The 14,238-nt window shown below is 71.7% G+C and carries 14 protein-coding genes and 1 rRNA gene; 2 read left to right on the top strand and 13 right to left on the bottom strand.

Going from position 1 to position 14,238, the window contains the following annotated elements; genetic code table 11:
- Positions 1–13 precede the first annotated feature (13 nt).
- From ACFY1L_RS19635 to ACFY1L_RS19660, 6 genes are all read right to left on the bottom strand, one after another.
- Complete coding sequence (locus ACFY1L_RS19635) at positions 14–1,150, bottom strand: glycosyltransferase family 4 protein (protein ID WP_388825335.1); 1,137 nt, start codon at positions 1,148–1,150, stop codon at positions 14–16.
- A 401-nt stretch (positions 1,151–1,551) separates the two neighbouring features.
- The gene (locus ACFY1L_RS19640; RefSeq protein WP_388825338.1) at positions 1,552–2,331 is read right to left on the bottom strand and encodes a hypothetical protein; all 780 of its coding nucleotides are present in this window, start codon (positions 2,329–2,331) and stop codon (positions 1,552–1,554) included.
- A 29-nt stretch (positions 2,332–2,360) separates the two neighbouring features.
- A complete protein-coding gene (recN, locus tag ACFY1L_RS19645; protein WP_388825402.1) occupies positions 2,361–4,079 on the bottom strand; it encodes a DNA repair protein RecN in 1,719 nt (572 codons plus the stop codon).
- Between the two features lie 210 nt (positions 4,080–4,289).
- A complete protein-coding gene (locus tag ACFY1L_RS19650; protein WP_388825341.1) occupies positions 4,290–5,195 on the bottom strand; it encodes an NAD kinase in 906 nt (301 codons plus the stop codon).
- Positions 5,192–6,007 carry a hemolysin gene (locus ACFY1L_RS19655; protein ID WP_388825344.1) on the bottom strand — a complete coding sequence of 272 codons (816 nt, stop codon included), beginning with the start codon at positions 6,005–6,007 and terminating at the stop codon, positions 5,192–5,194. The genes ACFY1L_RS19650 and ACFY1L_RS19655 overlap by 4 nt, the downstream gene beginning before the upstream one ends.
- A 7-nt stretch (positions 6,008–6,014) precedes the next feature.
- Positions 6,015–6,344 (bottom strand): hypothetical protein, encoded by a 330-nt coding sequence (locus tag ACFY1L_RS19660; RefSeq protein ID WP_388825347.1) that lies wholly within the window; start codon positions 6,342–6,344, stop codon positions 6,015–6,017.
- A 42-nt stretch (positions 6,345–6,386) separates the two neighbouring features.
- Here ACFY1L_RS19660 and ACFY1L_RS19665 point away from each other — a divergent pair, with 42 nt between their 5' ends.
- Positions 6,387–6,734 carry a sterol-binding protein gene (locus ACFY1L_RS19665; RefSeq protein ID WP_388825350.1) on the top strand — a complete coding sequence of 116 codons (348 nt, stop codon included), beginning with the start codon at positions 6,387–6,389 and terminating at the stop codon, positions 6,732–6,734.
- On the opposite strand, the gene ACFY1L_RS19670 is transcribed toward ACFY1L_RS19665, so the two are convergent.
- The 4 genes from ACFY1L_RS19670 to ACFY1L_RS19685 are packed head-to-tail and all read right to left on the bottom strand — an operon-like array spanning position 6,718 to position 10,751.
- Positions 6,718–7,602: an ABC transporter ATP-binding protein gene (locus ACFY1L_RS19670; RefSeq protein WP_388825353.1), complete on the bottom strand. Its 885-nt coding sequence runs from the start codon at positions 7,600–7,602 to the stop codon at positions 6,718–6,720. The two genes, ACFY1L_RS19665 and ACFY1L_RS19670, sit on opposite strands and share 17 nt — an antisense overlap.
- Complete coding sequence (locus ACFY1L_RS19675; protein WP_388825356.1) at positions 7,599–8,636, bottom strand: FecCD family ABC transporter permease; 1,038 nt, start codon at positions 8,634–8,636, stop codon at positions 7,599–7,601. Before ACFY1L_RS19675 ends, ACFY1L_RS19670 begins: the two co-directional genes overlap by 4 nt.
- Positions 8,633–9,676, bottom strand: a complete 1,044-nt coding sequence (locus ACFY1L_RS19680; RefSeq protein ID WP_388825359.1) for a FecCD family ABC transporter permease — start codon at positions 9,674–9,676, stop codon at positions 8,633–8,635. Before ACFY1L_RS19680 ends, ACFY1L_RS19675 begins: the two co-directional genes overlap by 4 nt.
- A gap of 46 nt (positions 9,677–9,722) precedes the next feature.
- Entirely contained in the window at positions 9,723–10,751 is a 1,029-nt protein-coding gene (locus ACFY1L_RS19685; protein ID WP_388825362.1) for an HAD hydrolase-like protein, read from the bottom strand.
- 72 nt (positions 10,752–10,823) lie between these two features.
- On the opposite strand from ACFY1L_RS19685, the gene ACFY1L_RS19690 reads away from it, so the two are divergent.
- On the top strand, positions 10,824–12,116 hold the full coding sequence (locus tag ACFY1L_RS19690; protein WP_388825365.1) for a DUF1015 domain-containing protein: 1,293 nt from the start codon (positions 10,824–10,826) through the stop codon (positions 12,114–12,116).
- 52 nt (positions 12,117–12,168) lie between these two features.
- Here ACFY1L_RS19690 and ACFY1L_RS19695 read toward each other — a convergent pair whose 3' ends face one another.
- The 3 genes from ACFY1L_RS19695 to rrf form a co-directional block, all read right to left on the bottom strand.
- Complete coding sequence (locus ACFY1L_RS19695; protein WP_388825405.1) at positions 12,169–12,921, bottom strand: hypothetical protein; 753 nt, start codon at positions 12,919–12,921, stop codon at positions 12,169–12,171.
- The gene (locus ACFY1L_RS19700; RefSeq protein WP_388825408.1) at positions 12,813–13,976 is read right to left on the bottom strand and encodes a hypothetical protein; all 1,164 of its coding nucleotides are present in this window, start codon (positions 13,974–13,976) and stop codon (positions 12,813–12,815) included. The genes ACFY1L_RS19695 and ACFY1L_RS19700 overlap by 109 nt, the downstream gene beginning before the upstream one ends.
- A 170-nt stretch (positions 13,977–14,146) precedes the next feature.
- A 5S ribosomal RNA gene (gene rrf, locus ACFY1L_RS19705) occupies positions 14,147–14,238 on the bottom strand; the annotation flags it as partial.

The following is a 14,238-nucleotide window of genomic DNA, read 5'->3' on the forward strand; positions in this document are numbered from 1 at the left end:
TGACCTGGGCGTTCTAGATGAGCGGGCGGTGCTGAGTCAACTCGTCGTAGATGCTGAGCACTTGGGCGACGGTCTCGTCCTCGGTCGGCCAAGTGGCCGCCTGGCGTGCGCCCTTCTCCTTCAGCGCAGCATGCCGCTCGGGGTCGCCCAGGAGCCCCGCGACGGCGTCGGCGAGGGCCTCCGCGTCTCCGTACGGGACGAGTTCGGCGGCGTCGCCCACCAGTTCGGGGATGCCGCCGACGCGGGTCGCGACGAGCGGTACGCGCGCGTGCAGGGCCTCCTGGGCCAGCACGGAGCGCGACTCCCAACTGCTGGGCAGGAGCGCGAGGTCGGCGGCCGCGAGCAGCTCGGTGACGTCCTCGCGCCGTCCGATGAGCCGGACCGGCAGCCCTTCGTCCTCGATACGGCGCTGCAGCACGGCCCGCAGCGGGCCCTCTCCCGCGATCACCACGAGCGGTACGGGGTCGAGGCGGCGCCACGCGCGCGTGGCGTCCAGGAGCGTGTCGTAGCCGCGGTGCCGGTCGAGGGCGCCGACGGCCATCAGCAACGGGCGGCCGGTGGAGCCGAGTTCGGCCCGGACCTTGGAGCTCAGCCGCTCGTGGTCCTCCTGCTCGACGGTACGGCGCGGTCCCGGCAGGGCGACGGCGGCGAGCCGCGCGTCCCGCGCCCCGGTCCGGCGGGCCCGGTCCACGAGGTCCGACGTCGTACCGAGCACGACGGTGGCGGCTTTCACGACCCGTCGCTCCAGCATGCGCAGCAGATGAGCACGGGCTCCCTCGACGTGCGCGCGGTTGTGCCACGTGACGACGAGGGGGGTGCGGCGCCCGCTGAGCGCGAGGGCGGCGCGGAAGGAGGCGTGCAACCCGTGCGCATGCACCAGATCGGCGTTCTTGCACGCCTCCCGCAGGGCGGCCACGGATCCCGGGTCGCTGCTGCGCGGCACATGCACGTGCTCGGCGCCGGCGCCCGTGAAGTCGTAGGTGCGATCGGCCTCGACGGGGGCGCACACGGTGACCCGCACGCCCCGCTCGACCAGCCCGGAGGCCAGCGAGCGCACATGTGCGCTGCTGCCGGCGTTGCCGCCGCCCAGCACCTGCACGGTGCGCAGCGACGACTGGCCGTGCGGTGAGTGGCTGCTCACGGGGCTCACGTGGCCGGGGCTCCTGGTTCGGCGTCGGGCGGTCACGAAGAAGGTACAGAAGGACCGGACGGTGGGGGTGTACCGCGCGGTTTCCTCCACGTACTACGCCAAGGATGCCAGGACGTACGGGTGTTCCGACAACGCGGACGGGGCGGGAACCCGCGAGGAGCGCGCCTGGGCGGGCGCGGCGGTCACTCACACGGGTGAGGAACAGGCGGTTCCGGGGTGGTTTCGCGGTGGTTCCGCGTGGTTCTGAGGTGATTTGGAGGCGGTTCTGGGGAGTTTCGGGCCGGTTCCGGTGATTCCGGAGCAGGGAGGGCGCCATGGCCGGCGACTCATGAGAAGCACACGGCAACACGCCACCTTCGACCGCCGACACCGACCAGGCGCACACGGCGCCGAAGGTGCACTCAACCGGCGCGCACACCCCGCCCCGACGACCGCCGCGCCACCGCACTCACCTTGTCGCCGTAGGCGGCGGCAGCCACCAGCGCGCCGGCATGGGCGAGCAGCCCCACACGCCCGTTGCCCGCGACGACGGCGGCACCGAGGGCTGCACCCAGTGCATGCGCACCGGTGTCGCCGATCATCGCGCGCTCACCGAGGTCGTCGGGCAGCACGGCCGCGGCGGCACCCATCGCGGCGGCGGCGAGCTCCGCGCCCGACCCCGACCGCACCAGTCCCGGCGCCCCGAGGGCGATGACCGCTGCGGCGGCCCTCCCCGGAGCCACGTCCACGAGGTTGACGAAGTGCGCGGCCCCGGCGATCACGACACCCGCGAGCAACCTGTCGAGCGGCCGCTCCTCGATCACCGCCCCGGCGACCAGCCCGGCCGCCGAGATCCCGAACAACTTGACGGCCCCACTGGTGACTTCACCGTCCCGAAGCGCGGAGAGGTGGGCCCTGAACCCACGCCGGGGATCACCGACACCGGCAACGTCGTCATAGGCCCCACAGACCCCGGCGGCCAACACGGCGAATCCGGCAACGGGTCGAACCCGCCCGACCGCGAGCGCAACGCCCGCGGCAGCAGCGGGGCCCGCGTACAACTCGACGGTCCGACCGGCGTAGTTCTTCCGCTGCCAGCGCTCGGCTCCACCGGGCGCCGCCTTCCGCAGACCGACGACCGCCGCCCGCGTGGCGCCGAGCGCCGAGGCGAAGGCGGTCATCCTGCTCGCACGACTGATCATGCGCCCACCCTGCCGCTCGCGCTGCGCGTCTACACGTCCGCCCTGGCCGTGGCCAGCAACTCCTCCGCATGGGCCCGGGCCGTCTCGGAGTCCTCCTGGCCGGCGAGCATCCGGGACAGCTCCCGGACCCGCTCCTCGCCCTCGAGGACCTTCACACCGGACCGCGTCACGGACCCGTCGTTGGTCTTCTCGACGAGCAACTGCCGGTCGGCGAAGGCAGCCACCTGCGGAAGGTGGGTCACGACCACGACCTGCGCGGACTTGGCGAGCCGTGCCAGCCGCCGTCCGATCTCGACGGCCGCCTTGCCGCCGACACCGGCGTCGACCTCGTCGAAGAGATACGTCGGCACGGGATCCGTCCCCGCGAACACGACCTCGACGGCGAGCATCACGCGCGACAGCTCACCGCCGGACGCCCCCTTGGCGATGGGCCGCGGCGGAGCCCCCGGGTGCGGGGCGAGCAGCAGCTCGACCTCGTCGACGCCGGACGGGCCGTAGGCGACCGGACGCCCGCCGACCTCCACGCCCTCCGGATCCTCGGTCTGCCGGATCTCGAACGACACGCGCGCGTGCGGCATGGCGAGCGAGGCCAGCTCGGCCGTCACGGCGGCGGCGAACCGCTCGGCCGCGTCCGCCCGCGCATCGGTCAACGCCTGTGCCAGGCCGCCGAGTTCGGCCCGCAGCGCATCCCGCTCGGCCGTCAGCTCGTCGATCCGCTCGTCGTCACTGTCCAGCTCGGTCAGCCGCGCAGCGCTCCGCTCGGCCCACACCAGCACCGAGGCGACGTCCTCGCCGTACTTCCGGGTCAACGCGGTGAGCGCGGCCCGCCGTTCCTCGACTGCCGCCAGCCGCAAGGGATCCGCGTCCAGATCGTCGGCGTACCCCGCCAACTCCCCGGCGACATCGCCCAGCAGGATCCCGATCTCCCCGATCCGGTCGGCAAGGGCGGCCAACGCGGGATCGTGCGACCGAACGGCGTCCAGCGCCCGCTGAGCCCCCGCCACGAGCGTCGCGGCGTCGATGCCCTCGGGATCCTCCGGATTACCGGCAAGGGCGGCATGAGCGGCCGTAGCAGCCGATGACAGCGCCTCGGCGTGCCCGAGCCGCTCGGCCTCCTCCGCGAGCTCGACATCCTCCCCGGCGCGCGGCTCGACTCCCGCGATCTCGTCGAGCCCGTACCGCAGCATGTCGGCTTCCTGGGCCCGCTCACGCGCGCGCGTGGTGATCTCTTCCAGCTCGACGGACACGGCCCGCAGCCGCCGGTACGCCTCGCCGTACTTGGCGAGCGGCCCGGCGACGGAGTCCCCGGCGTACCGGTCGAGCGCCTGCCGCTGCCGGGCCAGCTTCAGCAGCCCCTGCTGGTCGGTCTGCCCGTGCACGGCCACGAGGTCGTCGGCGAGGTCGGCGAGCAGCCCCACCGGGACACTGCGCCCGCCCACATGCGCCCGCGACCGCCCTTCGGCGGAAACGGTACGGCTGATCAGCAGCGCCCCGTCGTCGAGCTCGGCCCCGGCCTCCTCGGCCCGCAGAACGGCCGAGGCACCGGCAGGAACGGTGATCCGCCCCTCCACGACCGCCTTCTCGGCCCCGATCCGCACGAGCGCCGGGTCGGCCCGACCGCCCAGCAACAGCCCGAGGCTGGTGACCACCATGGTCTTGCCCGCACCCGTCTCACCGGTGACGGCGGTGAACCCGGGCGACAGCTCGACAACCGCATCGTCGATGACTCCGAGCGACCGTATCCGCATCTCCTCCAACACGAACACGACCTTACGAGGTCGGAGGCGCCGAGTGCGACGCCCCCCGTCTCGGTTGTGTGAAGGTGCAGGTGACGAATGCGCATCGACGGCACATTGTCACTCGGCCGAGTGGAAGGCCTTCAGGGGCGCGGGGAACGGCGCGACAAGCCACGAACCACTCGCAGCCGCCAATGCTCCCCAGACACCCCCCACAGACGGCTAATGAGGCGCCCCTCGCCACCCGGAAACCGGCAACGCAAACTTCGCCACAAGCCGATCCGTGAACGAAGCGTGATGCAGCCGAGCCAACCGCACCGGCACAGCCCCACGCCGCACCTCAACCCTGGCCCCCGGCGGCAACTCCACAGTCCGCCGCCCGTCGCACCACAACACACCTGGCGGAATATGCGGCAGCACCTCGACCGCCAGCACAGAATCCGGCGACGTCACCAACGGCTTCGCAAACAGCGCGTGCGCCGAAATCGGCACCATCAACAGCGCCTCCACCTCGGGCCACACCACAGGCCCACCCGCGGAAAACGCATAAGCCGTGGAGCCCGTCGGCGTGGACAGCACAATCCCGTCACACCCGAACCCGGTCACCGGCCGCCCGTCGATCTCCAGCACAACCTCGAGCAGCTTCTCGGCCCCGGCCTTCTGCACCGCCGCCTCGTTCAGCGCCCAGTCCGTGTGCACGATGTCCCCGTTCTGATGAACGACGACATCGACGGTCATCCGCTCCTCGACCTCGTACGACTTCGTGACCACCCGGTCGACGACCTTGTCGAGATCGTCCCGCTCGGCCTCCGCGAGGAACCCGACCCGCCCGAGGTTGACCCCGAGCATCGGCACCCCGGACGCCCGGGCGAACTCGGCGCCGCGCAGCAGGGTTCCGTCACCGCCGAGCACGATCAGCAGCTCGCAACCGTCGAGGCACTGCGCAGTCGCCTCCTTGACCAGCTCCACTTCGTCCGGCAGCGGCAGATCGGCGGCCTCGTACTCCAGGACGCGCACGCCGATGCCCTCGCGCAGCAGGCCCTTCACCACCAGTTCGGCGCTGCGGATGGCCGCGGGCCGACCCGTGTGGGCGAGCAGGAAAACAGTACGAGCTCGGTTCTGTGTCAACGCGGCCCCTCCGCCACTGCACGGTCAACATCGGCCGGGTCCAGTTCGGGTGCCCCGGCCCGCAGCCACAGAAAGTACTCGACATTCCCGGATGGTCCGGGCAACGGACTGGCGGTGACACCCTTCACCCCGAGCCCGAGTTCCCACGCCTTCTGGGCCACTCCCCGCACGGCCTCCGCCCGCAGCTGCGTGCTCCGTACGACTCCCCCGCTGCCCAGCCGTTCCTTCCCCACCTCGAACTGCGGCTTGACCATCATCACCAGGTCGGCGTCCGGTTTCACGCACCGCACCAAGGCAGGCAGTACCAGGCCGAGCGGGATGAAGGACAGATCCCCCACGACAAGATCCACAGGCTCCCCATCGATCGCTTCGAGCGTCAACTCGCGTACGTTCGTACGGTCCTTGACGGTGACGCGTTCATCGCTCTGCAGAGTCCACGCGAGTTGTCCGTATCCGACGTCGACGGCGACGACATGCGCGGCCCCGGATCGCAGCAGGACGTCCGTGAACCCGCCGGTGGACGCGCCTGCGTCCAGCGCCCGCCGCCCTTCCACGACCAGCCCCTGCGGCACGAACGCCTGCAGCGCACCCGCAAGCTTGTGCCCGCCCCGGGAGACGTAGTCGGGATCGTTGTCGTCGGCCGAGACGACGATGGCCGCCGCGGTCTCCACCTGAGTGGCGGGCTTGGTCGCGACGGTCTTGCCGACGGTGACCCGCCCGGCCGCGATCAGCTGGCCGGCATGCTCGCGCGAGCGCGCAAGCTTCCGGCGGACCAGCTCCGCGTCCAGACGGCGACGTGCGACTCCTGCCACGTTCGGTTCAGCTCCTATTGCCATACGAGGGTGAGGGCGTCCCATTGCCGTACGGCGGTGTGGGCGCCGGAGGTCCCGGGCGTGCGTCGAGCGCGGTGAGCGCGTCGCGCAACCCCCGGTGTACATCCTCGTACACCTCGAGGTGTCCGTCCGTGTCGAGGTGGTCGGCGTCGCCGAGCCGCTCCAACTGGGCGTCGACCTCGGCGTTGCCGGTCGGGGTGCGGGGCACGTTCAGCGGGGCGGGGGCGGCGGGGTCGTACTCCGGTTCGACCGGACCGTCCGGCTCCGGAAGCACCGCTTCCACTTCCACCGTGGCCTCGGGCACAGAGTCGCTCATGCCCAGACGCTACCCCGAAGCACTGGGGTACCGTCGATCGCGATGGCAACGATCGAGGAGTGCCGCGCCGCACTCGAGAAGCTCTCGGACAACATGCAGCACGCCGAGGGGGACGTCCGCACGGCCGCGGAACTGGACCGTTCGGTCAGCTGCTGGATCACCGACCTCGACACCACGTTCGTGGGCCGCATGACGGGCGGCCGGATCGTGGTGCACGACACGCTGCAGGGCCCGCCACCGGAGAAGGCCCAGATCAGACTGGCCATGACCGGAGACGACCTGGTGGCCCTGGTCGACGGCGAACTGCACTTCGCGAAGGCCTGGGGCTCGGGCCGCGTGAAACTGCAGGCGAGCCTGCGCGACCTGCTGGTCCTCAGGAAGCTTCTGTAGCGGCGACCTTCGCCTCCGTACGGGCCTTGCGCGCGGCCGGCACCACCAGCGGCGTCCCCGTCTCCGGGTCGCCGATGACCTGGCAGCGCAGCCCGAAGACCTCCTCGACCAGCTCGGCCGTGACGATGTCGTTCGGCGCGCCCTCGGCGATGACCGTGCCGTTCTTCAGGGCGATCAGGTGGGTGGCGTACCGGGCCGCGTGGTTGAGGTCGTGCAGTACGGCGACCAGCGTCCGCCCCTGCTCCTCGTGCAGCTCGGCGCACAGGTCGAGCACGTCGATCTGGTGCTGGATGTCGAGGTAGGTGGTCGGCTCGTCGAGGAGCAGCAGCGGCGTCTGCTGGGCGAGCGCCATGGCGATCCACACCCGCTGCCGCTGACCGCCGGACAATTCGTCGACATAGCGATCGGCGAGTTCGGTGACGCCCGTCTGCGCCATCGACTCCTGTACGACCCTCTCGTCCTCCGTCGACCACTGGCGCAGGATGCCCTGGTGCGGGTACCGGCCGCGGCCGACGAGGTCGGCGACCGTGATCCCGTCGGGCGCGATCGACGACTGCGGCAGCAGGCCCAGCGTCCGCGCGACCTTCTTCGCGGGCATCGACTGGATGACCTGCCCGTCGAGCAGCACCCGGCCCTGGCTGGGCTTGAGCATCCGCGAGAGCGCCCGCAGCAGCGTGGACTTGCCGCACGCGTTCGGGCCCACGATCACCGTGAAGGAGTTGTCGGGGATCTCCACCGAGAGCTGCTCGGCGATGACCCGCTGGTCGTAGGCGAGGGTGACGTTCTCGGCGGACAGGCGGTTCACAGTGCTCCTTCGGGTGTACGTGTTCTCCGAGCCGCTCAGGTCCTGCTTCCCGGAGCCGCTCATATCCGGCCCGCCTTGCGCTCGGTGACCAGCAGCCACAGCAGATAGACGCCGCCGAGAACGCCGGTGACGACACCGACGGGCAGCTGGTCGGCGCCGAAGGCCCGCTGCGAGGCCCAGTCCGCGGTGACCAGCAGGGTGGCGCCCATGCACAGGGACGGCAGCAGGTTCGGGCCGGGCGAACGGGTCAGCCGGCGAGCGAGCTGCGGCGCGGTGAGCGCCACGAAGCTGACGGGGCCTGCGGCCGCGGTGGCGGTCGCGGTGAGCAGGACGGCGGCCACCATCAACAGCGCCCGTACGCGCTCCACGCGCACCCCGAGGGCGTTCGACACGTCGTCGCCCATCTCCATCATCCGCAGCCCCCGCGCATTGGCGAGGACGAGCGGCACGAGCACGGCGCACAGCCCCAGCAGCGGCCAGACCTGGTCCCAGTCACGGCCGTTGAGGGACCCGGTCATCCACACGACCGCACGGGCCGCGTCGACGATGTCGGAGACGGTGAGCAGATAGCCGTTTATCGCCGTGACGATCGCGGAGACACCGATACCGACCAGGACCAGTCGATAACCGTGGACGCCCCGCTTCCAGGCGAGCAGATAGATGGCGAGACCGGTCGCCAGTCCGCCCACGAGCGCGCCCATGGTGACCTGGGCCGCGCTCCCGGAGAACAGCACGATCATCACGAGCGCACCGGCGGTCGCGCCCTGCCCCAGGCCGAGCACGTCCGGGCTGCCCAGCGGATTGCGGGTGACGGCCTGGAACAGCGCACCGCCTAGCCCGAGCGAGGCACCGACCAGCAGCCCGACCAGGACCCGCGGCAGCCGCAGCTCGTTGACGATGAACTCCTGCCCGGCGTTGCCGTTACCGGCCAGCGTCTTGACTACGTCGCCCGCCGAGATCGGGAAGTCGCCGGTTCCGATCAGCACGACGCTCGCGGCGAACGCGGCGAGCAGCAGCACCACGACGACGGTGACGGCACGGACCTCCAGGCGCAGGGAGATCCCGCCCGGGGCCCTCAGCACACGGTTGGTCTTCACAGCTGCGCCGTCCTCCGCCGTCGTACCAGAAAGATGAAGACCGGCCCGCCGATGAGCGCGGTGATGATGCCGACCTGCAGCTCCGAGGGCCGGGCGACGACCCGTCCGATCACATCGGCACCCAGCAGCAGCACGGGCGACAGGATCGCGGCGTACGGCAGGATCCAGCGCAGGTCGGGGCCGGTGAAGGACCGCACTGCATGCGGAACCATCAGCCCGACGAACGCGATCGGCCCGCACGCGGCGGTCGCCGCTCCGCACAGCACGGTGGCGGCGAGCATCGACAGCGCCCGGGTGCGGTTGAGGTTGGCGCCGAGGGCCTTGGCGGTGTCGTCGCCCATGGCCACGGCGTTGAGCGGCCGGGCGAGCCCGAGGGCCAGGAGCGTGCCGACCGCGAGGAACGGGAGCACCTGCAGGATCGTCGAGTTGGTCGCCGAGGACAGCGAACCGACCGTCCAGAAGCGCATCTTGCCCAGCGCCGCGTCGTCCGTGATCATCACGGCCTGCAGATAGCCGTAGAGCGCGGCACTGATCGCGGTACCGGCGAGCGCGAGCCGCACGGGAGTGGCCCCCCGGCTGCCCCCGAGGAACCAGACCAGCGCGCCGACGGCGGCCGCGCCGACGAAGGCGAACCAGACGTATCCGCTCAGCGAGGTGACGCCGAAGTACGTCATGGCCGTGACGACCGCGGCGGACGCGCCCGCGTTGATGCCGAGCAGCCCGGGGTCGGCCAGCGGATTGCGGGTGAGCGCCTGGAGCACCGCCCCGGAGAGGCCGAGCGCCGCACCGGCCAGCAGCCCGAGGACGGTCCGCGACAACCGCTCGTCGACCACTACGTCGCCGTAGGTCCCCGTGTCCTGGAACAGTCCGTGCCAGACCTGCTCCAGGGACAGCTCTTTCGCCCCGATCGCGATGCTCGCCAGCGCGACGAGCACCAGGATCACGACGGACGCGAGCAGCCCAAGGCCACGTATCGCCCGGCGGGTTGGGGGCGCGGGGGCGGTCTCCGCGCGCTGTTCGGGAGGACTGTCGACCAACACCCAGTTAGGTTAGCCTACCCTCGCATTCGCCCTCGATCCCTGGTGGCTACAACTCCAGCCGCGCCAGCGCCTTCCCCGAATCCAGCTCGCACACACCCTCCCCGGCCACCGTCCAGGCCGCGGCGCACAGCGCCCGCAGCCCGTCCAAGGCCTCTCCGTCACCGTCCAGTTCAAGCCGGTCCGCACCCGCCGTGGCCGTCCAGCCACCGCACCGGAAGCCGCCGTCCGCCTCAATGACCTCCGGCTGCCCCGTGAGCAGTCCGCGCAGATCGGCGTCGACGTACCTCGGCCGGTGCTGCGGCGGCGCGGCGAGCAGCTGGGCGCCGTCGGTGACGCCGGTGAGGACGAGCAGCGAGTCGACCTCCCCGTTGAACGCCCCCTCGATGTCCGTGTCCAGCCGGTCCCCGACCACCAACGGCCGCTCGGCGCCGGTCCGCAGGATCGTCTCCCGGTGCATGGGCGGCAACGGCTTGCCCGCGACCTGCGGTTCGGCACCGGTCGCTATCCGTACGACCTCCACCGCCGCGCCGTTCCCCGGCGCGATCCCACGCGCACTCGGGATCGTCAGGTCGGTGTTGGACGCGTACCACGGCACCCCGCGCGCGATCGCGTAACAGGCCTCGGCGAACCGCCCCCACGGCAACTCGGGCCCGCCGTAGCCCTGCACGACCGCCGCCGGCTCGTCCTCCGCCGACTCGACGGGCACGAGCCCCCGCTCCCGCAACGCGACCCGCAGCCCTTCCCCGCCGATCACCAGCACCCGCGCCCCGGCCGGCACCTGCTCACTGATCAGCCGAGCGACGGCCTGAGCGGAGGTGATGACATCATCGGCGCCCGTCGGTATCCCCAGCTCGGTCAGGTGATCCGCCACCGTGTCCGGCGTCCGCAGCGCGTTGTTGGTGACGTACGCGAGATGCATCCCGCCGGCGCGAGCGGTGGCCAGCGACTCGACGGCGTGCACGATGGCATTGCCACCGGCGTACACCACCCCGTCCAGGTCGAGCAGCGCCGTGTCGTACGCCTCGCTCAGGGCCTGCCCACTGCCCTCGGGCCTCGTCCTGACGCTCTGGCTCATTCCACATCGCTCCTCGTTCGACGGCTTTCCCCCGATCATCCCTCACGCCACTGACACACGTACGATGCCGGGATGAACACTGCAGGTCACTCGGAAGCAACGGCGCGCCGAGGCCTCGAACTCACCCCGTTCCGAGGCCTTCGATACGACCCCGACCGGGTCGGCAGCCTGGCCGCAGTGACGTCTCCGCCGTACGACGTCGTCGTACGCCCCGACGGCCTGCACCACCTCCAGGACGCCGACCCGCACAACATCGTCCGCCTGATCCTCCCGCAGGCCCCCACGCCCGATGCCCGCAACGAACAGGCGTCGGACACCCTCCGCCGCTGGCTCTCCGAGGGCGTCCTCACCACCGACGCCGAACCGGGCCTGTACGTCTACGAGCAGCGCGACGGCGGCGGCATGCTGCAGCGCGGCATCATCGGCGCCCTGCGCGTCTCGGACCCCTCGGAGGGTGTGGTCCTCCCCCACGAGGACGTCATGCCGCATGTGGTCGCCGACCGTGCGGCCCTGATGCGCGCCACCTCCGCGAACCTCGAGCCCCTCCTGCTGACCTATCGCGGCAACGGCTCGACGGCGAGCGCGACCGAGGTCGTGGAACGCATGGCCGACGGTCCCCCGCTCCTCGCCACGACCACGGAGGACGGCTTCAGCCACCGCCTCTGGTCGATCACCGACCCGGCCGACCTGGCCCGCGTCCAGTCCGACCTGGCCGACCACCAGGCCCTGATCGCCGACGGCCACCACCGCTGGGCGACGTACCGCCGTCTGCGCACGGAGCACCCCTCCCCCAGCCCCTGGGACTACGGCCTCGTCCTCCTCGTCGACACGGCCCGCTACCCCCTGCGCGTACGCGCCATCCACCGCCTGCTGCACGGCCTCCCGGTCGCCGACGCGCTCGCGGCCGTGGAGGGCCTGTTCCGCATACGACACCTGGACACACCCCTCCCGGAAGCCCTGGAGACCCTGGCCGACGCCGCCTGCGCAGGCAACGCCTTCCTCCTGGCCGGCGACGGCGCCTTCCACCTGCTCGACCTCCCGGACCCGGACCTCCTGGCCCGTACGATCCCCGCGGACCGCCCCGCGGCCTGGCGCACCTTGGACGCAACGGTCCTGCACGCCACGCTCCTCGACCATGTCTGGCACATCCCCGAGGACTCCCCGGCCCACATCGCGTACATCCACGACACGGCCGCCACGGTCGAGAAGGCGGAACGCGACGGCGGTACGGCCGTCCTGATGCATCCGGTCCGCGAGGAGGTCGTCCGCGACCTGGCCCGCCAGGGCGTCACGATGCCCCGCAAGTCGACTTCGTTCGGCCCGAAACCGGCATCCGGACTGGTCCTGCGCGCGCTGGAGCCGTGACACGCAAAAGGGGCGGGACCCAATGGCCCCGCCCCTTCATCCACAGGCCGGATCAGTCCTTGTCGTCCTCATCCTCGATCTCGGCCTCGGGCTCGGAGTCCTCACGGTCGCCCTCGCCCTCGCCCTCGTCGAAGGCGTCGACGAACTCGACCCCGTCCAGCTCCGCGAGCCGGTCCGAGGCGTCGGTGCTGCCGTCCCGGTCGGCCTCAACAGCCTTCGCGAACCACTCCCGCGCCTCGCCCTCACGCCCGGCGGCGAGCAGCGCGTCGGCGTAGGCGTACCGCAGCCGAGCGGTCCACGGCTGCACGGAGTTGGAAGCCAGCTCGGAGCTCTGCAGCGTCACGATCGCCGCGTCGAGCTGCCCCATGTCACGCCGGGCGCCGGCCGCGACGAGCCGCATCTCGACCTGCCCGGCCTTGTCCAGCTTCTGCACCTCGGGCGCCCCGGCCATGTCCAGCGCCTTCTCCGGCCGCCCGAGCCCACGCTCACAGTCGGCCATCACGGGCCACAGCTCCGCACTGCCGGTCATCCGCCGCGCGGCCCGGAACTCGCCGAGCGCCTCTGCGTACTTCTGATTCGCGTACGCCGCGAACCCGGCCGCCTCTCGTACGGCGGCAACGCGCGAGGCCAGTCGCAGGGCCACCTTGGAGTAGCCGTACGCACCCTCGGGGTCCTCGTCGATGAGCCGCGCGACCATCACCAGGTTCTTGGCGACGTCGTCCGCGAGCGTCTTCGGCAGACTCTGCAGCTCCTGCCGTACGTCCTTGTCGATCTCCTCGCCGGTGACGTCCTCGGGGATGGGCAGCCGCTTGATCGGCTCCCGGTCGCGGTCACGATCCCGCTCGTCCCGGAAACGGCCGCCGCCGCGCCGGTCGTCACGCCGGTCATCGCGGCCCCGGAAGCCTCCGGGGCGGCCACCGCGGTCGTCCCGGCGGTCGTCACGCCGGGGACCACGTGCGCCACGGTCGTCACGGCCACGGAAGCCACCGCGATCGCCCCGGTTGTCGTCCCGCCGGTCGTCGCGTCGGAACCCACCGCGGTCGCCTTCCCGGCGCTCCCCACGGTCGTCACGACGGAAGGCCGGACGGTCACCGCGGTCCCCACGGTCGTCCCGCCGGAACCCACGGTCACGGTCGTCGCCGCGGAAGCCGCGGTCCCGGTCGTCGCGCTGGAATGCCGGACGGGGGCCACGGTCGCCCTCGCGCCGGTCGTCCCGTCGGCCGTAGCCGCCACGGTCCGAACCACCGCGGTCGGAACCACCACGGTTGTCATCACGCCGGAAGCCACCACGGTCGTCACTTCGGCGGTCGTCGCGCCGGCCGTAGCCACCGCCCCGGTTGTCGTCCCGCCGGTCGTCGCGTCGGAACCCACCGCGGTCGCCTTCCCGGCGCTCCCCACGATCGTCACGACGGAAGGCCGGACGGTCGCCGCGGTCCCCACGGTCGTCCCGCCGGAACCCACGGTCACGGTCCCGGTCGTCACGACGCGGTCCGCGGTCGCGGTCGTCGCGCTGGAATGCCGGACGGGGGCCACGGTCGCCCTCGCGCCGGTCGTCCCGCCGGCCGTAACCGCCACGGTCCGAACCACCGCGGTCGGAACCACCACGGTTGTCATCACGCCGATCGTCACGCCGGAAGCCACCACGGCCGCCGCGGTCATCGCCTCGACGGTCGTCACGTCGGCCGTAGCCGCCACGGTCCGAACCACCGCGCTCGGAACCACTGCGCTCCGAACCACCGCGGTTGTCGTCGCGCCGGTCATCCCGGCGGAACCCGCCGCGGTCGGAACCCCGGCGGTCGCCGCCCCGGTTGTCGTCCCGCCGGAAGCCACCGCGATCGCCGCGGTCTCCGCGGTAACCACCACGGTCTCCGCGGTCCCCACCGTCCCGTCGCCGCTGGTCGCGCTCCGGTCGGTCGTCGGGAGAGTTGGTGGACATCGGTGACTCCTGTCTTCGGTACCGCAAGCATTGTAAAAACAAAAGGACCCCTGGTCCCAGCTGAACGCTGGGACCAGGGGTCCTTCCAAAGATTGTTCGGCGGCGTCCTACTCTCCCACAGGGTCCCCCCTGCAGTACCATCGGCGCTGTAAGGCTTAGCTTCCGGGTTCGGAATGTAACCGGGCG

This window comes from Streptomyces sp. NPDC001663 (genome assembly GCF_042893105.1).
Lineage (GTDB): Bacteria > Actinomycetota > Actinomycetes > Streptomycetales > Streptomycetaceae > Streptomyces.

Coding starts and splice junctions, on each gene's coding strand:
- ACFY1L_RS19640 (WP_388825338.1), bottom strand. CDS start 2,331: ATGATCAGTCGTGCGAGCAGGATGACCGCCTTCGCCTCGGCGCTCGGC.
- recN (WP_388825402.1), bottom strand. CDS start 4,079: ATGCGGATACGGTCGCTCGGAGTCATCGACGATGCGGTTGTCGAGCTG.
- ACFY1L_RS19660 (WP_388825347.1), bottom strand. CDS start 6,344: ATGAGCGACTCTGTGCCCGAGGCCACGGTGGAAGTGGAAGCGGTGCTT.
- ACFY1L_RS19665 (WP_388825350.1), top strand. CDS start 6,387: ATGGCAACGATCGAGGAGTGCCGCGCCGCACTCGAGAAGCTCTCGGAC.
- ACFY1L_RS19670 (WP_388825353.1), bottom strand. CDS start 7,602: ATGAGCGGCTCCGGGAAGCAGGACCTGAGCGGCTCGGAGAACACGTAC.
- ACFY1L_RS19685 (WP_388825362.1), bottom strand. CDS start 10,751: ATGAGCCAGAGCGTCAGGACGAGGCCCGAGGGCAGTGGGCAGGCCCTG.
- ACFY1L_RS19690 (WP_388825365.1), top strand. CDS start 10,824: ATGAACACTGCAGGTCACTCGGAAGCAACGGCGCGCCGAGGCCTCGAA.